Consider the following 21572-nt stretch of genomic DNA (forward strand, 5'->3'; position numbering starts at 1 on the left):
CTAATTACCAAGCCGCTCAAGCAGGGCCGGAACATGGACCTGATCGGATTTGTAATTGCCGGTGAGCATATACATGACAATATTCACGCCGCCACGGATCGCATAAATGCGCTGCATTGGATCATTCGGTACTGTCGGCAACATCGGGTTGCCTTGTTCGTCCACTGCCCATGCACCTGCAAAATCATTAGCAGTGATCATGATCGGTGAAACACCGTCGCCTGTGCGCACAGGCCTGTCCTGTGCTGCATTGGTGGGCGCGGTTGCCTCTACCCAAAGCGGGCTGCCTTCATAGCGACCGGGAAAATCCGGCATGATAAAGAAGGATTTGGTTAGCACATGATCGTCTGGTACAGGCTCAAGTGCTGGAACATTCATACCGTTGAGAATGGCGCGTAAGCGTTGGTTGGCTGGTGACGCAGCCGGATCAAGACTAGCGCCTGCCTGCAACTGGTCACGCGTATCGAACAAAACCGTGCCACCCTGCTGCATATAGGCGTCAACCTTGGCGATGGCCTCGGGACTTGGCATTTGGGCATCGGGATCAATCGGCCAATAGATCAGAGGATAGAATGCGAGTTCGTCCTTGGCAGGATCGACACCTATCGGATCACCTGGTTCCAGTGCTGTCTTGTCCAACAGAGCAAAGCTTAAACCGCGCAGGCCGGCTTTGCTAATATCATCGGTCGCGGCATTACCAGTGATGATATAGGCCAGATGTGTTTTCGAGACAGAGTTGATAATTGCCTCATCGCCCGGCTTGCTGTCGTCATGCGTTTGCGGCTCTTGCGCGCGCGCTGAAGGGGTCGCTGCGGGGATCAGACTGATGGCCGAGGTTGCTGCAATCAATATAGCGATACCTGCAACTTTCGAACGAATTTTCATACGGCGGCGGAATGCACCACGCAGCCAAAGCATCAGCAATGTGTCGAGAGCCAGCAGCATGGCGGCTGCCGCGAAAAATGGGCCGCGCAGCGAAATCGATTGATCAGCACTGTAAGATGTCGGGGTTATACCGACAGAAAGTGCAGGTTGGCTGATTGGCTGAAGCTTGATGTCATTACCCTCGAAGATATTCAACGCTTTCAGACCGTCTTCATTGCCGTAAAAACCGGGCGGCGTGTTGATACTCACATCGGGCAGTTTGTCTTTTTCCACAATCAAGGGTTTTGCTTCCGATGATGGAGGTGCCAGTTCACCAGACGCCGAAAGGAGTTGGAACGGTGGTAGCGAAATGGATTGCTGATTATCTTGTGAGCCCATGCGCTGCGACAGCGTTACGATGCGGCGCAACATATCGACAAACGACCCGGAAATCGGCAGGCTCGACCATGTTGCATCAGGTGAAATGTGGAAGAGAACGACATTGCCGCGACCGCGACTCTCGCCGGTAACAAGTGGTGTTCCGTCTGCCAGCGTCGCATAGGCCTTGTCGTTGAGATCGAAAGACGGTTCAGCGAGAACCTGCCGGTTGACCGTCACATCATCAGGAACAGAAAGGCCAGAAAAGGGGCCTTTCTCGGAAAATGAACGTAGTTTCTGAGGCTCTGACCATGACAAGGTACCACCGAGTGCGCGTTCTCCCTTGCGAAGACGGACAGGCAGTAGCGGATCATTTTCGCTGGCACCTGCCAAGCGAGGTCCGGCAAAGCGGACCAGCGTACCACCATCCTCGATCCAGCTTGCAAGCCGTTCTTCAACGGGCTTAGGCAAAGTGCCGATGTCGGCCATGATCAGAATGGACGGCTTGGCATCCAGCAATTCCGGTATCGTCTTCATCAGATCCGCGGAACGCGGTTCGATCAGATTGGCAAAGGGTGACAGCGCACGCGAAATATAATGAAGCGGAGACAGTAGCGGTTGCGCGAGATCCCCATCACCGCTGGCCAGAAGGCCAATGGTTCGGCGTTCTGAACCGGCATCAATAAGGCGCACGGCAGCTGCCTGTTGAACTCCATCGACACGGATCAAGCGGAAATCGTTGCGCAGTTCCACCGGCAGGCTAAAGCGGGCGGTGCCCGCCTTGCTACCCACCGCGAAGGATAACGGGGCTTCCGCGATACGTCGGCCTTTGTCGTCGTACGCTGAAGCCGTGAGCGTGCGAGGTATGGCTATGCCGTCGGGACGAATGGCTATGGCTTCAAGACTGTCGGCCTTATTCTCAATGCCGGTCAATGCAAAAACGTGATTCAGATCAGCGGCATACCAAAGGACAGAAGCGAGGCGATCATTCTCATCGAGCTTTGTGAAAGCGTCTTTATCGGTGGCCTGCGCCAAGCCATCATTCATGAAAGCCAGGCGGATTTTCTCTCCCTGTGGCACAGTCAACGCAAGGCGGTCCAGTGTGGCTTTACGATCAACGGGGATGGGGCGCGGCTGCAAGGCTTGCAGGCGCTCGGTTGCGCGATTGCCGTCATAAGGGCCGATCTCAGCATTTGCAGGTTCTGCGGTTCCAAGCACATAAATTTGCGTATTGGTGGTCCCGGCATCTGCAATCAGCTTTTCCGCAGCTGTTACACGCTGTGTCCATTCTTCGGCTGATGCCCAACCATTATCAATAACGATTGCCAGCGGTTCTTTGCCGGAAAGCGCGATAGGGCGCGGGTTCCAGACCGGCGAAGCAAGGGCGAGAATAACTGTTGCTGCGATCAGAAGACGCAGAAGCGTCATCCACCATGGGCTTTTGGACGGCACTTCTTCACGTTTGAAGACCTGTGCAAGAATTCGCAGCGGCGGGAATGTTTCTTCCTGTGGGCGTGGTGGCGTCATGCGCAGCAACCACCAGATAACCGGCAGTGCGATAAGGCCAGCCAGAATTAACGGCGATCCGAATGCGAGCGGAAGAAAATTCATGTGCGCGAGCCTCCCCAAGAGGGGCCTTGTGAGGACGCGCTTAGAGCATCATGCAGTCTCGACAGTGCCTGTGTGGCGGGTGTGTCGGTACGATGCACTGTAAAGCTCCAACCAAGACGTCTGCAAAAATCTGCCAGCGTATCCCGGCGGGCTGTATAAAGGCGACGATAGTCTTCAGCATAGGTTTCGGCGCGGCCTGCGACCAGAGTGGTACCCGTTTCAGGATCGCGAAACTCGGTGCGACCGGAATAAGGGAAAGTTTCCTCTGCGGGGTCTGCAACTTCCACCAAATGCGCGCGCACGCCACGGCGCGCCAAATTATCGAGCAATTCCGTCAACTCATCCAATGGGTGCAGGAAATCGGAAATGAGAACCACTTCGGAAAAGCGGCGTATCTGATTAATGTCGGGTAAAGGTCGAATGGAACTATCATGCATCAGGGCGCTCGCCAGACGTTCCGCACCATTGCGCGCCGAAAAGGGTTGCAACAAGGATGGAAACGCGATGCGTTCGCCGGAGCGGGAAAGTAGTTCTGCCAGAGCCAAGGTGAGTACAAGCGAACGCGCTTCTTTTGAAACAGGCGAGAGCTGCGAGCGATAAAGCATGGAAGGTGAGAAATCGCACCACAGCCAGACGGTATGCGCCGACTCCCATTCGCGGTCACGCACATAGGTATGATCGTCTCGCGCTGAACGTCGCCAGTCGATGTGCGCGAGAGATTCGCCCTGTACATAGGGTCGGAACTGCCAGAAGTTTTCGCCGGGACCGCGCTTGCGGCGGCCATGCCAGCCGTTCATCACAGTGTTGACGACACGCTGCGCTTCAACCAGCAGATCAGGAATACTGGATGCCCGCGCACGTGCACGAGCCAGCGTATCCTTGCGATCTGACGATGAAACTTCCGCGCCGATCACCATTAGGCAGCAGCCTTCACCAGATTGGCAATGACATCGCGAACATGCATACCATCGGCGCGCGCCGCAAAATTCAGCGCCATACGATGCTGCAGAACGGGCTCGGCCAATGCTTTCACATCATCGATGGATGGCGCGAGACGACCCTCGTAAAGTGCACGTGCACGGGCGCAGAGCATCAGTGCCTGGCTGGCGCGTGGTCCCGGTCCCCATGCGATGTGCTTTTGAGCATGATCATTGTCTGCATCGGGCCGTGCTGAGCGTACGAGTTTCAGGATAGCATCGACGACGCTTTCGGAAACCGGCATGCGACGCACAAGCGCCTGCATCTGACGTAGACGGTCCGCATCGAGAATTGAATAAGCCTTCGCCTCAGTTACGCCTGTGGTTTCAAGCAGGATACGACGTTCAGCGTCCAGTTCAGGATAGAGAATATCGATCTGCATCAGAAAGCGATCAAGCTGAGCTTCGGGCAGAGGATAGGTACCTTCCTGCTCCAGAGGGTTCTGCGTGGCAAGCACGTGGAACGGGGCTGGCAGGTCATAACGCTGACCGGCAACGGTCACGTGATATTCCTGCATGGCCTGCAAAAGGGCGGACTGGGTGCGCGGAGAGGCACGGTTGATTTCGTCAGCCATCAGAAGCTGGGTGAAGATCGGCCCCTTGAGATAACGGAAGGAACGGCGACCGTCTGGGTCCTGCTCCATCACTTCGGAACCGATAATGTCGGAGGGCATCAGGTCTGGTGTGAACTGGATACGCTGGCCCGACAGGCCAAGAACGGTTCCCAATGTTTCGACAAGTTTCGTCTTCGCAAGGCCGGGCACGCCAACGAGCAGCGCATGACCACCCGCGAGAATGGCTACGAGTGCGCGTTCGATGACGCTTTCCTGCCCGAAGATAACCGTGCCGATATTTTCCTTGATGCGAGCGATGTCAGCGAGGGCGCGTTCGGCTTCGGCAATAATTTCATTGGAAGCGGTTGGTGGGGTAGCGGCTTCGGGCGTAACAACAACGCTCATAGGGACCTCGCAATATTTCCGCCTATGATTTGGCGGAGAACCGGACTTAAGGCGACTGCCTCTGAAATTTAAATCGCACTATAATGCTGACAAGCCGTGAAACGGTGACTATTTCATGACTCTAAGCATTTTAATCACATTCGAGCAGGAATAACCGAGTCGGATGACAAAAAGCACCCCTAACGGCAAACAAGAGCCGCAAAGTTCAATGAAGGCGGCTGCAAGTACCAGCGGACTGGAAGCTCTGATTGCGCGCGCCCACGCTGATGCGCATAGCGGCCCAGCGACGAATGAACGGGGAATTCCGCCTGTGGAACGCTGGAACCCAGAGTTTTGCGGCGATCTGGATATGGAAATTCGCGCAGATGGCACCTGGTTCTATATGGGAACACCCATTGGACGCCCTCAGCTTGTGCGACTGTTTTCGACCGTCTTACGCAAGGACGAAGACGGAAAAACTTATCTTGTAACGCCGGTGGAAAAAGTCGGAATCCGGGTGGAAGATGCGCATTTCCTCGCTGTTGAAATGCAGGTTTCGGGCGAGGGAGAGGGGCAGAAGCTGATTTTGCGGACCAATGTCGGAGATGTGATCGAAGTGGGTGATGAGCATCCACTACGCTTTATCCTCGAAAAGGAAAGCGGTGGTCTCAAACCTTATGTGCTTGTTCGCGGTCGATTGGAAGCATTGCTGACTCGGGCTGTGATGTATGATCTCGTAGCGCTTGGCGAAGAGATCGAAGTCGATGGCGTGACGATGTTTGCGGTGCGTTCAAACGGCGTGGTTTTTCCAATCATGCCTGTCGATGCACTGGAGGCCGCACTGCAATGAATAACCGTGCATCTCATCTGTTTCCGGCGTTTTCAGCGGGTGATTTTGCCGAGCGCGTGCGCAACTGGCAGCCGGATCATGATGATCTGACTGGCGATCATTTGCTGAATCCAGAATTCACGCAGGCCATGGTCACGTCGAAAATGCGTGATGCCGCCGTGCTCGTGCCGGTGGTGGATCGTGGACCAGAAGCGACATTGTTGCTGACGCGACGCACTGAAAAATTGCGCAAGCATTCTGGTCAGATTGCTTTTCCGGGTGGTGCGATCGACCCTGAAGACGGTACGGCTGAAAATGCAGCGCTACGAGAGGCCAATGAGGAAATCGGTCTTATCTCCGAACGGGCAGAAATCATCGGACATATGCCGCGCTATCTGACCGGCAGCGGGTTTTCGATCATCCCTGTTCTGGCGGTCGTTAACACGCCATTCGATGTTTATCCCAATCCAGACGAGGTCGCGGACATCTTTGAAGTACCGCTTTCATTTCTCATGAACCCGGCCAACCATCGGCGCGAAAGCCGACTGTTCAACGGTGAGGAACGTTTTTATTACGCAATGCCATATCACGAACGATTCATCTGGGGCGCGACCGCAGGGATCATTCGCGGACTTTATGAAAGGCTCTACGCTTGAGCGAGACACTCATTCATTCCATCAATATTTCTAGCCGTGCCGACTGGCTGAAGGCGAAGCCACTTCAGGCGCTTTTTGCAGCATTGAACCGTGATGGTGGCGAGGCGCGCGTGGTCGGCGGAGCTGTGCGCAACACGCTGCTGGGTACAAAAGTCAGTGATATCGACTTGGCCACCACGCATCTGCCGCAGGATACTGTACGACTTGCTAAGGAAGCAGGCTTCAAGCCCGTACCGACTGGTATTGAGCATGGCACGGTGACGGTTGTCGTTCAGGGACAGCCGTTTGAAGTGACAACATTGCGTAAGGATATCGAAACCGATGGTCGCCATGCAAAAGTGGCTTTCGGTACCGACTGGAAGACGGACGCCGAACGACGTGATTTTACGATCAACGCGCTTTATGCAACGGTTGATGGCGAGGTCATCGATTTTGTCGGTGGGCTGGCTGATATCGAAACGCGGACGCTGCGTTTCATTGGTGATGCTGAAGCGCGCATCCGGGAAGATTATTTACGTATCCTGCGCTTTTTCCGTTTCTTTGCATGGTATGGTTCGGGTCGTCCCGAAACCGATGGTCTGCGCGCCAGTGCGCGTCTCAAGGATGGCCTTGATCAACTTTCTGCCGAGCGGGTCTGGTCGGAGCTTAAAAAGCTTCTTGCTGCTCCCGATCCTTCGCGTGCGCTTTTGTGGATGCGGCAGGCTGGTGTCCTCACCGCCATTCTGCCTGAAAGTGAAAAATGGGGCATCGATTCAATCCATGGCCTGGTGCGCACGGAAGGCGATCTTGGCTGGCCTATAGATGCCTTGTTACGGCTTGAAAGTATGATCCCGCCCGATACGGCACGCGTCAATGCTATGGGCAAACGACTGAAAATGTCGAACGCAGAACGGGCGCGGCTCGAAGCATGGGCACGCACTGAAATTATCAAGCCGGAAATGTCTGAACAGGTGCTGAAAAAGCTTGTTTATCGTGGCAGCAAGCAGGCGGTCCTGGATCGCATTCAGCTCAGCTATGCTCAAGCACGCAATGAAGCGATCGGCAGTGATGAGGCCATGATCCGTGCGGGCGGTTTTGCCCGCCTGCTTGACGCTGTTCAAAGCTATGAAGCGCCGGTGTTCCCGGTTACGGGTGTCGATCTTCTTCGCCTTGGCTTCGAGAAAGGCCCCGTTTTGGGCGAAAAGCTGCGCGAGTTGGAAACTCTCTGGATTGACTCAGGTTTTAGTCTTGACCATGAAGCGCTTCTGGACAAACTTGATCGCAATAAAATGAACGATTGACGGTTGATTATACAAAATCATGCCGCGATTTTCTGAGTTTATATCGTAAGTTCGGTTTTAAGCGCCTGATTTGAAAGAGCAATGAATGTCCACTTCCGATACATCGACTTCGCAGAATACGGCCACTGACCCCAAGCAGAATTTTGGCACGGACGGTATCGCACCTATGGAGCGTCCGGGTGCGGTTACACGTTTCTTCATGGGAATTGTTGCATGGGCGGAGCGGCTTAATCTCAAATACGCAAAGCTTGGCAATCCGCCAGTATATGACAATGCTATTTTCCCATGGGTGGCAGAAGTCGAGAAGGCATATCCGGCTATCCGTGCGGAGCTGGAAAAGGTTTTGCTGCGCCAGAGTGAATTGCCGTCCTTTCAGGATATTTCCTCAGACGTGAAGACAATCTCGACGGATAATCATTGGAAGACGTTCTTCCTGCTTGGTTTTGGCGTGAAGTCGGAACAGAACGTTCACGCTTGTCCCAACACATGGAATGCCGTGCAGAAAATTCCGGGCCTGACCACTGCTATGTTCTCGATCTTTGAACCGGGCAAGCATCTGCCGCCGCACCGAGGCCCTTACAATGGCGTGTTGCGTTTGCATATGGGCATGATTGTACCGGAGCCTGCCGACAAGCTCGCGATCCGGGTCGATAAACAGGTCTGCCATTGGCAGGAAGGCAAGGTTCTTATTTTCGATGATGCCTATGAACATGAGGCATGGAACCATACCGACCATACGCGTGTGGTGTTGTTTGTCGATTTCGTAAAGCCGCTGAAGTTTCCGGCCCGCTTCGTAAATTGGGCTTTGATGAATCTTGCAATCTTTACGCCCTTCATCAAGGAGGGGTTGGACAACCACAATGAGTGGGAAAAGAAGTTTTATGCGGAGGCTGAAAAGCTCCGCAACCAGCCAAAAGCCTGAACGAATTGACTTCAAGCTACAGCACTCTTAAATAATCTTCGGGAGGGCTCTTAAGCCCTCCCGTCATATGTACCCACGGTCAAATCTGGGTCTGCGTTAAGAGGAATTGTTGATGCTGGAGATTGTCGGAAGCCTCTGATCGTTCCGAATAACTGCGCGGTTTAATCCACGCAGATGTTCAGGGACGGAAAATGGCATTGGCCGTGGGCAAATCTTGGTTTGTCCGCGCAGGCTGGTGCTTGTCATGGTTTCCATCCAGGCATTAACGACAATGAATATCTCACGCATTGAACAGCGCGTGCTACACGTGCTGGCGCAGGGCGGTTACATCCGCCATTTGCGCGAAGACCGACGTATCTGCGAAATCGAATGTTATACCCGCGAAGGTTATCTACTTTCCGATTGTACAATGGTTGTTTTCCAGCAATTGCGACGGAAGCGGCTGATCGAATCTCGGGCTGGCGATGCGTATCGCATTTCGCTCAAAGGACGCATCAACGTCCGCGCACAAGCCAATAATCGATGAAGGAGAGCATGATGCTTATCCGCAAGGAGCAACCAGAGGACACGGCTGCAATCCGTCGCCTGACTGAAGAGGCGTTCCGTTCGGTGCCGTATAGTAACCAGAAAGAGGCGGCCATTATTGATGGGCTTCGTTCGGCATCGGCGCTGACCTTGTCACTGGTGGCAGAGGAGGAAGGGGCTCTTCTCGGTCACGTGGCTTTTTCGCCCGTACTTATCGATGGTGCCGATTGTGGCTGGTACGGGCTTGGCCCCGTCTCGGTCCAGCCGGGCAGGCAAGGTGAGGGGATTGGTAGCGCACTCATTCGAGAAGGTCTTTTGCGACTGAAGAAGGCAGGAGCCAAGGGCTGTGTCTTGCTCGGAGATCCCGGCTATTATCAGCGTTTTGGTTTCAAAGCTGATGATAGGCTCAGGCTTGAAGGTGTACCAGCGGAGTATTTCCAATGCCTCGTTATCGAGGGGGAAATACCACGAGGCAACGTGACCTATCACGCAGCATTCGACGCATAAAGAAAGGGCGGGAAATTCCCGCCCTTTTTAAATTCCCAGAACCTGTTACGGCCATTTCACCACAGGCGGCATGGACGACAGAATGGAATTCACATTGCCGCCGGTCTTGAGACCGAAGATCGTGCCACGATCATAAAGTAGGTTGAATTCGACATAGCGCCCGCGGCGGATGAGTTGCTCTTCGCGATCTTCAGGTGTCCAGTCCTTGTTGAAGTTCTGGCGAACCAGATGCGGATAGACGACCGAGAAACCACGGCCTACGTCGCGTGTGAACGCGAAGTCCTTGTCCCAGCCGCCCTGTTCTTCAGATGAATGCAGCCAGTCATAGAAGATACCGCCAATGCCGCGTGCCTCGTCACGGTGAGGCAGGAAGAAATATTCGTCGCACCATTCTTTGACTCGCTGGTAATCGACGATGTCTTTGTGCTTTTCGCAGATGAAGCGGAATGCTTTATGGAAAGCGAGTGTATCCGGGTCTTCCTGCGTGCGACGACGGTCGAGCACCGGCGTCAGGTCTGCACCACCGCCGAACCACTGGCGCGTGGTAACGACCATGCGCGTGTTCATGTGGACTGCCGGAACATTCGGATTTTGTGGATGCGCGATCAGCGAAATTCCACTGGCCCAATAGCGTGGGTCTTCTTCGGCGCCAGGTATCTGCTTGCGAAACTCTGGCGAGAACTCGCCATGAACAGTGGAGACATGCACGCCGACTTTTTCAAAGACACGACCATGCATGATGGACATGACGCCGCCACCACCATTGCCATCATCCTTCTGCCAGGGTGTGCGAACAAAGCGGCCCGGCTCCTGATCGGAAAGCTGTCCCTGCAAGTCGTCTTCGAGTTGCTCGAAGCTTGCACAGATACGATCGCGCAGCTCTTCAAACCAGTCCCGGGCGGCTTGCTTTTTTTCTTCGATATCTTGCGGGATGATTGCCGGAATTTCGTCGCGCTGCATTTTTGTATCCTCTCACGCAATGTACCGTGCGACTGGAGAAGTCGCGAAAATTCAAACTTCTATGTTTCTGACTTAGCAAAGTCCTGCAGTCTGGCAAAGCACGAAGACGTTGCACGTCGCGCGCATGATTTCCTCTCCCCAAGAAAAGACTCGTCATCAAGTCGTTGCTTCCCTATCTTATGCCACCTAGGGATTGGATATTCCTTGTTTCGGGAGGCTCCTGCATGACCGCATCACCGCCCCGCCCGCCGCTTGAAGGACTGCGCAAGCAGCTTGAAAAAGGCCGCGCGAACAAGAGCCGGCTTCCGCGCGATGGTTTCATCCGGGAAACATTTGCATTGCCGCGACAGGCTGCGCGTGAAAAGGCGCGTGAATGGTTTGAGACATTTCCCAAAGCTGCATACTGGACAGAAATAGAAAGCTGGTGCGAACGTCCCGACGATGTCATCGAATTTACGATGCGCCGTTTGCCGACATCGGATTAGCTTCGCGATCTGATTCAAAGCGCGGACTTAAGTCGTTGAAACGAGATTCAGATTAGCCATTTGTAAAAACCGCCCTCCGGCATTGCCGAAGGGCGGTTTCGTTTTTGAGTCGTTATAGCATTACGACTTTATTTTACTTCCGTCTGAGGAGCTTGCTCCCACGACTTCCAATCCTTGATGATGCTGTCGGCGTAGACTTTGCCAACGCGATAGGCATTGGTTGTGGCCAGCGGGAAGCCGCCCGACTTTGCTGCAAGCGATTGCGCTGCAGTCTGGTCTTTGCCCTGACGGTCGAAGTTAGAGGCAGTGCGCAATAGCGCAATACGGTCGTAATCTAGCTTGCCTGCGTCTGCTGCACGCTTGAGCGAAGTGAGTGTCGCATTGTCTTCCATTTGAGACGTGCAGTATTCGGCCTTGCCGTCGGTCAAAAGCTTCGACCACTGTTCCATGGCTTCGCCCAGCTTGGTGCCGTGCCAGTAAGTATCGCCCGATGCTGTATCGCAGATCGTGACCATTGGTGCGCTGGTCGCAGCTTTTTCCGTATAGTGCTTGCGATATTCCTTGGCATCGTCGCCGTCGAGAAGCTCGACGCCCTTGGTTGTTGCCAGCGCGTAATCGGCGAGTTTGCCGTTGAGTTCGAAGACTTCCGTGCCAGCGGCCCATTTTGGCTTTTCGCCCGGCTTTTCCGCACCAAGGCCGAAGAAGTCAGTCGCCCAGCCTTCAGGCGCTTCGCGAATATCAATGCGATGGTTGAGGTTGGCATCAACTGCGTATTTCGCCCAATGCGCGGAACCCAGTGTGCCGTGCTTTGGATCAACGCCTGCAATGCCTGCGATGAGGAAATAGGTGTGCGTGAGATCAAGCTTATCGCTGAGCGCCATTGCGGTGACCGCGCTTGCTGCATTGGCGAAGCCCATGGCCGTCGTCATATGGCAGAGGCCTTCGGCTGTGCAATCGACCTCAGGATATTCAGGGCTCAGGCCCGGCAGTTTCAGCTTCTGCGTGAACTTCTCGCCTTCCAGCCATGGCTTGGCTTCTTCGCCAAACATGGTGATGACCATGACCTTTGGCGAAATGGTTTCGGCACCTTGAGCGAATGCAGGTGCTGCTGCGAGCATAGACAGCGCGGACGCAGCAAAGGTGAGATTGCGGAGCGATGACTGCATCGAATGATAGCCTTTCAGACCGGAGATTAAAGAAGGGGCGCCCGGCACAACCGGCATTGTGCAAAGCTTATTGAACATGCTTCGGGAACTGATTCCGCTTGCCCGTCTAAGCGTTTGAAACGGAATCGAGTTCCAGTTTTTGCTGGCGCATAGCTTCGCCTGCGGTTAGCGCTACGGAAACCGCAAGATTGAGGGATCGTGCGCCCGGTACCATGGGTATAATCAGCCGTGCATCAGCGAGATCCTGAATGCTGTCCGGTACACCGGCAGATTCACGCCCAAAGAGCAGGATGTCATTTTTCTGAAACTGATAATCCGTATAGCCAACCGCAGCTTTGGTTGAAAGCAACACAAGGCGTTTGCCTGCCTGCAGGCGCCAGTCATTGAAATGTTGCCAGTCGGCATGGCGGGTGAGGGCAGCCTGTTCCAGATAATCCATACCGGCGCGCTTTAGCGATCTGTCGGAAACGTCAAAACCCGCAGGCTCGATCAGGTCCACCGCGAAGCCAAGGCATGCGGCCATGCGCAGGATGGTTCCCGTATTGCCGGGAATGTCAGGCTGGTAAAGAGCGATACGCAGTTCCATATGAGGCGGGTAACTCACAAACTCTGTTGCTGCAAGTACAGAGAACGAATGTTCCCATGACGTCAACACATCAATCGTGCGCGATAACGCTGCGGTGAGCAAAACTGTCCTCTAATCACAAAAATATTCCCTTTTTGTTCCTATTCCGCCTTGGCAATTTTTGCTGAGGCACATAAAAGGATCGCCATGTTTAGATGGTTTGAAAAACGACTCGAAGCCTATCCCGAAGAGCCTCCACGCGAACCTCCGCGCGGGCTGGTGGCCTTCTGCCTTTACTATACCCGTGGCGCATGGCCATGGATTATCGGCATGGCAATTTTCACAACACTGATCGCGATCATCGAAGTGTCGCTCTTTGCCTTCATGGGCAATATCGTCGACTGGCTTTCACATCAGTCGCGCGAAACGTTCCTGAGCAACGAAGGCTGGCGGCTTGCGATGATCGCAGGCGTTGTACTTGTCGGCTTGCCTGGTGTGGTGCTGGTCCATTCGCTGCTCATTCACCAGACGTTGCTTGGCAACTATCCGATGCGCGTGCGCTGGCTGATGCATCGCTATCTGATCCGTCAGTCCATGTCGTTCTTCCAGGACGAGTTTGCCGGGCGTATCTCGACCAAGCTGATGCAGACCGCGCTCGCGGTGCGCGAAACGGTTATGAAACTGCTCGACGTGCTGAACTATGTCATCGTCTATTTTGCGGGCACGCTGTTCATTGCAGCGTCCGCAGACATTGTTCTGATGATCCCGTTTGCGGTCTGGCTAATCGTCTACATGATCTTGCTGCGCTTTTTCATTCCGCGTCTGCGTGTGATTTCCGAAGAGCAGGCCGATGCGCGTTCGTCGATGACCGGGCGTATCGTCGACAGCTATACCAATATTGCGACGGTCAAACTGTTCTCGCATTCAAGCCGCGAAGAGTCTTACGTCAAGGAAAGCCTCGATGGCTTCCTTGGTACAGTGCATCGCCAGATGCGGCTCATCACGATGTTCCATTTCACACTCTATATGGCTAACTGTATTTTGCTGTTTGCCGTGGGTGCGATTGGCATCAAGCTCTGGATGAATGAAGCGATCTCCGTTGGTGCGGTGGCTGTTGGTATCGGCCTTGTGCTGCGTCTCAACGGCATGTCGCAGTGGATCATGTGGGAAATGTCTGCACTGTTCGAGAATATCGGAACAGTAGAAGACGGTATCACAACGATTGCTCGTGCTCACGAGGTGGTGGACGTGCCGAATGCGCCTGCGCTGCATGTCAGCAAGGGTGCGCTGGATTTCGACAAGATCGGGTTTCACTACGGCAAGGGCAAGGGCGTTATTGAAGGTTTGTCACTCGACATCCAGGCTGGGCAGAAGATTGGCCTCGTCGGTCGTTCGGGTGCGGGTAAATCCACGCTGGTCAATCTGCTGCTGCGCTTCTACGATCTCGAAAAGGGCCGCATTCTGATTGACGGCCAGGACATTTCCAAGGTCACGCAGGACTCGCTTCGTGCAAGCATCGGCATGGTCACACAGGACACATCGCTTCTTCATCGTTCCGTACGTGAGAACATCATGTATGGCCGACCTGATGCCACCGAAGAAATGGTCGAGCGCGCAATCCGTCTGGCACAGGCTGATCAGTTCATTCCGCTGCTGACTGACGCGAAAGGTCGGCGTGGGCTTGATGCCCATGTCGGTGAACGCGGCGTGAAGCTTTCCGGCGGACAGCGTCAACGTATCGCGATTGCGCGTGTGATGTTGAAGGATGCGCCGATCCTCATTCTGGACGAGGCAACCTCTGCGCTCGACTCGGAGGTGGAAGCGGCCATTCAGGACAGCCTCAACACGCTGATGGAAGGCAAGACGGTTATTGCGATCGCGCACCGTCTTTCGACCATTGCGGCGCTTGATCGTCTGGTCGTGATGGACAAGGGCCAGATTGTTGAAGATGGGACGCATGAGGAACTTGTTGCGCTCGGCGGCATTTATGCCGGACTATGGGCACGACAGTCGGGCGGCTTCCTCGGATTTGACGAACAGGCCGAAGCAGAGATGGCAAAGTAAGGATTAGGCATTTGATGAAAGCGGTTTATAGCCTGTTCGAGCGCTGGGTTGATCCCTTCCGCGAACCGGACAAGCTTAGGCCGCCTTCAACTACGCTCGCATTTCTCTGGCATTATGCCCGTCAGGCCAAATGGCCGCTTGCAGCCTCGCTGGTTGTTGGCGGTCTTTTGCCTTTGGTCGAGGCGGGACTGTTTTATTTTACCGGCAGACTGGTCGATATTCTCGATCAGGCAGGTCGGGCTGGTGTTGAACGTAGCTGGTCTGCACTGTTTCAGGCAGCAGGTCCCGAGCTGTTGTTCATGGGCATTACCGTCCTTGTCATCCGGTTTGTCGTGACCGGCATAAATACGCTGCTCGAAGGTCAGACACTGTCGCCGGGCTTCTACAACATGATCCGCTGGCAGGCCAATTCTTATGTCCAGCGCCAATCCTATGCTTTTTTTCAGAATGATTTTGCCGGTCGTATTGCCACCAAGGTGTGGCAGGCCGGACAGGCTGCCGGTGATCTCATCGAAAGCCTCATTCAAGTCGTCTGGTTCATGGCGATTTACAGCATCACAACGCTGTTTCTGGTGGGGCGCCTCGACTGGCGGCTGGCGGCAGCCGTTATCTTATGGATATTGGCATTTGGTTTGATCGCCCGCCATTATCTGCCACGTATTCGCAAAAGCGCTGAAGCGTCCGCAGAAGCCGGTTCGATGATCAATGGCCGCATCGTCGACAGCTATTCCAACATTCAGACGATCAAGCTCAATACCGCTGATGATGATGAACGCTACATGCGTGAAGGCTTCATGCGGTATCTCGCTGCGATCTTGCCTTTCATGCGCTCACTGACCGGCGTGCGCCTTGCTATGACCGCGCTTTCTGGTGTGATGATCGTTACCGTTGCTGCGATTACCATCGATTTGTGGACGCGCGATGCGATCACTGTCGGGCAGGTGTCCTTCACGCTTGGCCTGGTTCTGCGGTTGAACATGCTGCTTGGTCGATTGATGATGCAGCTCAACGGAATGCTGCGTCAGCTGGGACTGATCGAGAATTCGATGAAGCTTGTTTCCGCTCCTCTTGGTCTTGAAGACAAGCGCGATGCAAAAACATTGCAGATCACCGAAGCTCGCATCGATATTAACAATGTCACTTTCCATTATGGCAAAGCAGCGGGTGTCCTTGATGGTATCAATTTCACCGTTAAGGGCGGTGAGCGCATTGGCCTGGTAGGGCATTCGGGCGCGGGTAAATCGACTCTCGTCAATCTGATCCTGCGCCTTTATGACGTCGAGAAAGGTGCGATCCTTGTGGATGGGCAGGATGTTCGCGATGTGACGCAAGCCTCACTGCGCCGCGCTTTTGCAGTGGTCAGTCAGGAGACAGCGCTCCTGCATCGCTCATTGCGCGAGAATATCATGCTGGCGCGCGACAATGCGAGTGATGAAGAACTGCTTCAGGCAGCGCGACAGGCGGAAGCTGATGAGTTTATCGCCAAGCTTGAAGACTTCAATGGCCGCAAGTCTTTCGACGCGTTTGTTGGTGAACGTGGCGTGAAACTTTCAGGTGGCCAGCGACAGCGCATCGCAATCGCGCGCGCTATCCTGAAAGATGCGCCTATTCTTATTCTGGATGAGGCGACTTCCGCGCTCGACTCAGAGGTGGAAGCTTCGATTCAGGAAAACCTCCGTCAGCTCATGGAAGGCAAGACGGTGATCGCTATTGCGCATCGGCTTTCGACTATTGCGGCGCTAGATCGTCTCATTGTCATGGACAAAGGCCGGATTGTCGAGGAGGGAACCCATGAAGAACTTATTGAGCGAGGTGGAATTTACGCCGGTCTCTGGGCGCGTCAATCGGGCGGGTTTCTCGGCATAAACGGCTAATTCCAGCCAATTTTGCAAAATGTTCGACGCACCGCCCAAAGCGCGATTTGAGCGGTGCGGTTCGTCTGGTCGCTTTTAAAACATCCCAGTAAAGCAGCCTGCGACATGGTGCCGTCCTATGAGGTTGGCGTCTGGACAAGGCTTTTCAACCTGCCTAAACCTCAATGTTGAGATGGAGGGAATTTCGTTCTGCAAGCAATTGTGGAACTGCTTTTTGCGTGAGCGCAAAAGGCTGGACTGCTTTTGCGCAATTGCAAAGGAACGAGGGGAGATTTCAATTGGATATCCAGGTTAAAAAGGAATTGGCACGTGAGCGCACACGACACGGCTGAGCCGACACGGCGTGATTTTTTGTATATTGCGACGGGAATGGCCGGTGTCGTCGGTATCGGCGGACTGGCATGGCCGTTTATCGACCAGATGCGCCCCGACGCTTCGACGCTTGCTGCAGCGTCTATTGAGGTTGATGTGTCTTCTCTAGCAGAAGGCGCATCACTCACCGTTAAATGGCGCGGAAAGCCAGTTTTCATCCGTAACCGTACGGCCAAAGAAATTGAAGATGCCAAGACGACTGCTCTTGGTGATCTGAAAGATATCGCGGCCCGCAATGCGAACCTTCCTGCTGATGCGCAGGCGACCGATGTCGCGCGTTCTGCAGGTGAAGGTAAGGAAAACTGGATCATCATGATCGGCGTTTGTACCCACCTTGGTTGCGTACCGCTCGGTGAGTCAGGTTCTTTCGGTGGCTGGTTCTGCCCATGCCATGGTTCGACCTATGACACCGCAGGCCGTATCCGCAGCGGTCCAGCGCCGGAAAACATGCACATTCCGGCATACGCATTTGCTTCCGATACGGTCATCAGGATCGGCTAAAACAGATCTTGGGGAGAGAAAACATGAGTGGTGGACACTCCACATATACGCCCTCGACCGGCATCGAAAAATGGGTCGACGAACGACTGCCTTTACCGCGTCTTGTCTATGATTCCTTTGTTGCTTATCCGACGCCACGTAACCTGAACTACATGTATACGTTCGGCGGCATTTTGGCATTTATGCTGATTGCGCAGATCATTACCGGCATTGTGCTGGCCATGCATTATGCTGCGGATACGGGAATTGCTTTCAATTCCGTTGAAAAGATCATGCGTGACGTCAATTCCGGCTGGCTGCTGCGCTACATGCACGCCAACGGCGCGTCATTCTTCTTCATTGCGGTTTATCTGCATATTGCTCGCGGTCTGTATTATGGCTCCTACAAGGCGCCGCGCGAGCTTCTGTGGATCCTTGGTGTGGTGATTTTCCTTCTCATGATGGCAACCGCTTTCATGGGGTACGTGCTGCCATGGGGACAAATGTCCTTCTGGGGTGCGACGGTTATCACGGGCTTCTTCACCGCGTTTCCGGTGATAGGCGAACCGATCCAGCAATTGTTGCTTGGTGGCTTTGCCGTCGATAATCCGACGCTGAACCGCTTCTTCTCGCTGCATTATCTGCTGCCGTTCATGATTGCAGGCGTTGTTATCCTGCACGTCTGGGCGCTGCACGTAACCGGCCAGACCAACCCGACAGGGATTGAAGTCAAGTCGGAGACAGATACGCTGCCGTTCACGCCTTATGCGACCATCAAGGACGCTTTTGGCGCGCTCGTCTTCTTCATCTTCTTCGCTTATTTCGTCTTTTATATGCCGAACTTCCTCGGTCATCCGGATAACTACATCCCGGCAGACTCGCTGAAGACGCCAGCTCACATCGTCCCTGAATGGTACTTCCTGCCGTTTTACGCGATGCTGCGCGCCATCACTTTCAACATCGGACCGATCGACTCGAAGCTCGGTGGCGTTCTGACCATGTTCGGTTCGATCGCAATCCTCTTCGTTGTTCCCTGGCTCGATACGTCGAAGGTTCGTTCGGCAGTCTATCGCCCTTGGTTCAAGCTGTTCTTCTGGCTGTTCGTCATCAATGCCATCTTCCTTGGCTGGCTTGGTTCGCGTCCTGCTGAAGGCACTTATACGCTGCTGGCGCAGTTCGGTACGCTCTACTACTTCGCATTTTTCATCGTCATCATGCCGGTTCTTGGCCTGATCGAGACGCCAAAGCGTCTGCCGAACTCGATTACCGAGGCGGTACTGGAAAAGAATGCAGGCAAGGCCGAGATTGCCCCAGTGGACATCAAGGCTTGAAGCAGCGAAAGATGAAGGACGTATCAATGAAAAACATCCTCAAGAGTTTCGCTGCCTTCGGTATCGCTCCGCTGGTAGCACTGGGTGTGACAATGGGTGGTGCCTTTGCCGCCGGTGGTGGCGAGGGGGAGCCGGAGCATTTTCCGATCCACCATCCAAAGCAGGAAAAGTGGACCTTCTCAGGTCCATTTGGAACCTATGACAAGGGACAGCTTCAGCGCGGTCTCAAGGTCTATAAGGAAGTCTGCTCGGCCTGCCATTCGATGAACCTGGTGGCTTTCCGTACACTGGAAGATCTTGGTTATTCGCCTGAACAGGTAAAGGCATTCGCTGCGGAATATGAAGTGCAGGATGGCCCGAATGCGGATGGTGAAATGTTCACCCGCAAGGCAATCCCGACGGATCATTTTCCGTCGCCATTTGCGAACACGAATGCAGCCGCTGCCGCTAACAATGGCGCAGCTCCGCCAGACTTTTCGCTAATCGCCAAGGCACGTGCGGTTGAGCGTGGTTTCCCGACTTTTGTCTTCGATATATTCACGCAATATGCCGAAGCAGGTCCCGACTACATTCACTCGCTTCTGACTGGCTATGATGAACAGCCGCCAGCAGGCATGCATGTCCCGGAAGGCACGCATTACAACCCGTATTTCATCGCGGGAAAATCGCTTGCCATGGCTAAGCCGCTGAGCGACGATCAGGTGACATATGACGACGGTTCGCCGCAGACGGTGGATCAGTATGCGCGTGACGTTTCTGCATTCCTGATGTGGGCCGCTGAACCGCATCTGGAAGACCGCAAGAAAACAGGTTTCCGGGTTATTATTTTCCTGATCCTGTTCGCTGGTCTTGTTTACATCGCCAAGCGTTCGGTCTGGGCGAATGTGAAGCATTGATTCTTTAATCAAGCAGATGTGTTGAAAGGGCGCCTCGAGGCGCCCTTTTTGTTTGGGAACAGCAGAAGCCGTTCAAAAAAGTGCGAACGCGCTTGGCGTGATGCGCATATCGTGATTGAAGAGAGTTCAATATAATTGCGTCAGCAAACACGCCCTTATGACAGCGCGTGAGCTTACCCTCTGAAAGGACTGAAAATGGAATCCGGACTCAAAGCGACGCTGAAGGACGCGATCAGAACGATTCCTGATTACCCGAAACCCGGTGTTCAGTTCCGTGATGTGACAACGCTCATGGGTGATGCGCAAGCTTTCCGCCGTGCAGTGGATGAGCTCGTCTATCCTTATGCAGGCAACAAGGTGGACAAGGTTGCGGGCATTGAAGCACGCGGCTTCATTCTTGGCGGCGCGATTGCTCATCAGCTTTCGGCTGGGTTCGTGCCGATCCGTAAGAAGGGCAAACTGCCGCGCGATACAGTGCGCATTGCCTACAGCCTTGAATATGGCATCGACGAAATGGAAATGCACCGCGATGCTATCGTCCCAGGTGAGCGCATCATGCTGGTTGACGATCTGATTGCAACCGGTGGCACAGCCGAAGCTGCAGCGAAGCTGCTTCTTCAGATGGGTGCAGAAATCGTTGCAGCTTGCTTTATTATCGACCTGCCAGACCTTGGGGGTCGCAAGAAGCTCGAAGCTCTTGGTGTGCCGGTGCGCACGCTTGTCGAGTTTGAAGGCGATTGAATGGCATAAAACGCCCGGATTTAAAGCATTTCCAGCAAAAAGTGCGAAGCGGTTTTGCGTTGGATAATGCGTAAAAACAAACAGTTACAGCGGTTCCAACGATTAATTCTTAACTGGAACCGCTGTAATCCGGGCGTTTTAGTATTATGACGGCAGTTTCACCATCGCAGCATTGTCGAAGGACAGAACCTGCTCGCCGTCCTGATTAAAGGCACTGGTACTCATGTTCAGCATCGACCAGCCCGGCCGCGAGGTGAGAGGGCGTACCGCATGCACGGTCCGCTTATAGGTGATTGTATCACCAGCATAGACTGGTCTCATCCATTTCAGATTTTCAAAGCCGGGTGAGGGGCCAAAAGTCGGCGGAACTTCACCACGTTTCATTGCGTCTTTTGTTGCTTCTACGATCGAGGCAACGTTCAGCTTCATAAAGACCGCGGTGGTGTGCCAGCCGGAGGCACAGAGGCCGCCGAAGACGCTTTTTTTTGCCGCTTCCGCATCAAGGTGAAATGGCTGTGGGTCATACTTTCTTGCGAAGTCGACAATTTCTTCGGCGGAGAAAGTATAGCTTCCGATGACAAGATTTTGCCCGAGGTTTTCTTCAAGGAAACTCATGCCGCACCTTCCGAGATTGCATCATGACCGCGTCGCACCATCATGCATGGGTGCTGCATCTCACAGACGCTTTCGCCACGTTGATTGAACAGTTCATGATGGAACGTAATCAAACCGATTGTCGGGCGCGATTTCGAGATACGTTTGTCCTTGACCGTCGTTATGCCATTAAGCGTATCGCCCGCGAGCACGGGACGTTTCCACCGCGTGAACTCGACACCGGGCCCACCTTGCGAGGCGGAGTTTGTGAGAAAGGCATCGCAAACCATTCGCATGATTAAGGAAGCTGTCTGCCAGCCCGACGCGGCAAGCCCACCTAGCACGCTTGCCTTGCCCGCTTCTTCATCAAGATGAAAAGGCTGTGGGTCGAATTCGCGGGCGAACTCGATGATTTCTTCTTTGGTGATGGTGCGCGGTCCGAAGGGGAGCTTCAGTCCTTGCGTGAAATCTTCATAGGCATATTTAGGCGTCTTATCAGTCAATCCGGTCTCCTCCCAACCAAAGCGGCACTCGCCACTCTGGTTCTTTGCTGAGGC

General features: G+C 54.1%; 21 protein-coding genes. 13 read left to right on the forward strand and 8 right to left on the reverse strand.

Annotation, left to right across the window (positions count from 1 at the left end; genetic code table 11):
• From QBD00_RS01120 to QBD00_RS01130, 3 genes are read right to left on the reverse strand one after another with little or no spacing between them, the layout of a single operon-like run.
• Complete coding sequence (locus QBD00_RS01120; protein WP_318578472.1) at nt 1–2853, reverse strand: DUF4159 domain-containing protein; 2853 nt, start codon at nt 2851–2853, stop codon at nt 1–3.
• A complete protein-coding gene (locus QBD00_RS01125; protein WP_318578473.1) occupies nt 2850–3770 on the reverse strand; it encodes a DUF58 domain-containing protein in 921 nt (306 codons plus the stop codon). Before QBD00_RS01125 ends, QBD00_RS01120 begins: the two co-directional genes overlap by 4 nt.
• Entirely contained in the window at nt 3770–4789 is a 1020-nt protein-coding gene (locus tag QBD00_RS01130) for an AAA family ATPase (protein ID WP_264232243.1), read from the reverse strand. The genes QBD00_RS01125 and QBD00_RS01130 overlap by 1 nt, the downstream gene beginning before the upstream one ends.
• Nucleotides 4790–4952: 163 nt before the next feature.
• Here QBD00_RS01130 and QBD00_RS01135 point away from each other — a divergent pair, with 163 nt between their 5' ends.
• The 6 genes from QBD00_RS01135 to QBD00_RS01160 all read left to right on the forward strand — a co-directional run bounded on the left by QBD00_RS01135 (nt 4953) and on the right by QBD00_RS01160 (nt 9487).
• Nucleotides 4953–5618, forward strand: a complete 666-nt coding sequence (locus QBD00_RS01135) for a DUF1285 domain-containing protein (RefSeq protein ID WP_095447117.1) — start codon at nt 4953–4955, stop codon at nt 5616–5618.
• Nucleotides 5615–6253 carry a CoA pyrophosphatase gene (locus tag QBD00_RS01140; protein ID WP_318578474.1) on the forward strand — a complete coding sequence of 213 codons (639 nt, stop codon included), beginning with the start codon at nt 5615–5617 and terminating at the stop codon, nt 6251–6253. Before QBD00_RS01135 ends, QBD00_RS01140 begins: the two co-directional genes overlap by 4 nt.
• 11 nt (nt 6254–6264) lie before the next feature.
• On the forward strand, nt 6265–7533 hold the full coding sequence (locus QBD00_RS01145; RefSeq protein ID WP_412534978.1) for a CCA tRNA nucleotidyltransferase: 1269 nt from the start codon (nt 6265–6267) through the stop codon (nt 7531–7533).
• Nucleotides 7534–7618: 85 nt separating this feature from the next.
• A complete protein-coding gene (locus QBD00_RS01150; RefSeq protein ID WP_095447115.1) occupies nt 7619–8455 on the forward strand; it encodes an aspartyl/asparaginyl beta-hydroxylase domain-containing protein in 837 nt (278 codons plus the stop codon).
• A gap of 271 nt (nt 8456–8726) precedes the next feature.
• Nucleotides 8727–8981, forward strand: a complete 255-nt coding sequence (locus QBD00_RS01155) for a YjhX family toxin (RefSeq protein WP_095447945.1) — start codon at nt 8727–8729, stop codon at nt 8979–8981.
• 11 nt (nt 8982–8992) lie between these two features.
• Nucleotides 8993–9487 (forward strand): N-acetyltransferase, encoded by a 495-nt coding sequence (locus tag QBD00_RS01160; protein WP_318578476.1) that lies wholly within the window; start codon nt 8993–8995, stop codon nt 9485–9487.
• A 45-nt stretch (nt 9488–9532) separates the two neighbouring features.
• Here the strand turns inward: QBD00_RS01160 and hemF are convergent, their stop codons facing one another.
• Nucleotides 9533–10447, reverse strand: a complete 915-nt coding sequence (hemF, locus tag QBD00_RS01165; RefSeq protein ID WP_095447113.1) for an oxygen-dependent coproporphyrinogen oxidase — start codon at nt 10445–10447, stop codon at nt 9533–9535.
• Between the two features lie 224 nt (nt 10448–10671).
• On the opposite strand from hemF, the gene QBD00_RS01170 reads away from it, so the two are divergent.
• Entirely contained in the window at nt 10672–10932 is a 261-nt protein-coding gene (locus QBD00_RS01170) for a hypothetical protein (RefSeq protein WP_095447112.1), read from the forward strand.
• Between the two features lie 128 nt (nt 10933–11060).
• Here the strand turns inward: QBD00_RS01170 and QBD00_RS01175 are convergent, their stop codons facing one another.
• Both QBD00_RS01175 and QBD00_RS01180 read right to left on the reverse strand, forming a co-directional pair.
• Nucleotides 11061–12098: a purine nucleoside permease gene (locus QBD00_RS01175; RefSeq protein WP_318578477.1), complete on the reverse strand. Its 1038-nt coding sequence runs from the start codon at nt 12096–12098 to the stop codon at nt 11061–11063.
• A gap of 106 nt (nt 12099–12204) precedes the next feature.
• Nucleotides 12205–12684, reverse strand: a complete 480-nt coding sequence (locus QBD00_RS01180; RefSeq protein WP_095447943.1) for a tRNA (cytidine(34)-2'-O)-methyltransferase — start codon at nt 12682–12684, stop codon at nt 12205–12207.
• A 186-nt stretch (nt 12685–12870) separates the two neighbouring features.
• On the opposite strand from QBD00_RS01180, the gene QBD00_RS01185 reads away from it, so the two are divergent.
• From QBD00_RS01185 to QBD00_RS01210, 6 genes are all read left to right on the forward strand, one after another.
• Nucleotides 12871–14727, forward strand: coding sequence for an ABC transporter ATP-binding protein (locus tag QBD00_RS01185; protein WP_095447111.1), 1857 nt, complete (start codon nt 12871–12873; stop codon nt 14725–14727).
• Nucleotides 14728–14741: 14 nt separating this feature from the next.
• The gene (locus QBD00_RS01190) at nt 14742–16601 is read left to right on the forward strand and encodes an ABC transporter ATP-binding protein (protein WP_318578478.1); all 1860 of its coding nucleotides are present in this window, start codon (nt 14742–14744) and stop codon (nt 16599–16601) included.
• A 309-nt stretch (nt 16602–16910) separates the two neighbouring features.
• Entirely contained in the window at nt 16911–17474 is a 564-nt protein-coding gene (gene petA, locus QBD00_RS01195) for a ubiquinol-cytochrome c reductase iron-sulfur subunit (protein ID WP_095447109.1), read from the forward strand.
• 23 nt (nt 17475–17497) lie between these two features.
• Complete coding sequence (locus tag QBD00_RS01200; RefSeq protein ID WP_095447108.1) at nt 17498–18784, forward strand: cytochrome b; 1287 nt, start codon at nt 17498–17500, stop codon at nt 18782–18784.
• A 26-nt stretch (nt 18785–18810) separates the two neighbouring features.
• Nucleotides 18811–19680 carry a cytochrome c1 gene (locus tag QBD00_RS01205; RefSeq protein ID WP_191793940.1) on the forward strand — a complete coding sequence of 290 codons (870 nt, stop codon included), beginning with the start codon at nt 18811–18813 and terminating at the stop codon, nt 19678–19680.
• A 195-nt stretch (nt 19681–19875) separates the two neighbouring features.
• On the forward strand, nt 19876–20421 hold the full coding sequence (locus tag QBD00_RS01210; RefSeq protein WP_024899419.1) for an adenine phosphoribosyltransferase: 546 nt from the start codon (nt 19876–19878) through the stop codon (nt 20419–20421).
• 144 nt (nt 20422–20565) lie between these two features.
• On the opposite strand, the gene QBD00_RS01215 is transcribed toward QBD00_RS01210, so the two are convergent.
• Both QBD00_RS01215 and QBD00_RS01220 read right to left on the reverse strand, forming a co-directional pair.
• Nucleotides 20566–21036, reverse strand: coding sequence for a MaoC family dehydratase (locus tag QBD00_RS01215; protein WP_095447106.1), 471 nt, complete (start codon nt 21034–21036; stop codon nt 20566–20568).
• Complete coding sequence (locus QBD00_RS01220; RefSeq protein WP_318578479.1) at nt 21033–21518, reverse strand: MaoC family dehydratase; 486 nt, start codon at nt 21516–21518, stop codon at nt 21033–21035. The genes QBD00_RS01215 and QBD00_RS01220 overlap by 4 nt, the downstream gene beginning before the upstream one ends.
• Nucleotides 21519–21572 lie beyond the last annotated feature (54 nt).

Origin of the sequence: Ochrobactrum sp. AN78, from assembly GCF_029909885.1 — a bacterium.
Taxonomy (GTDB): Bacteria; Pseudomonadota; Alphaproteobacteria; order Rhizobiales; family Rhizobiaceae; genus Brucella; species Brucella quorumnocens.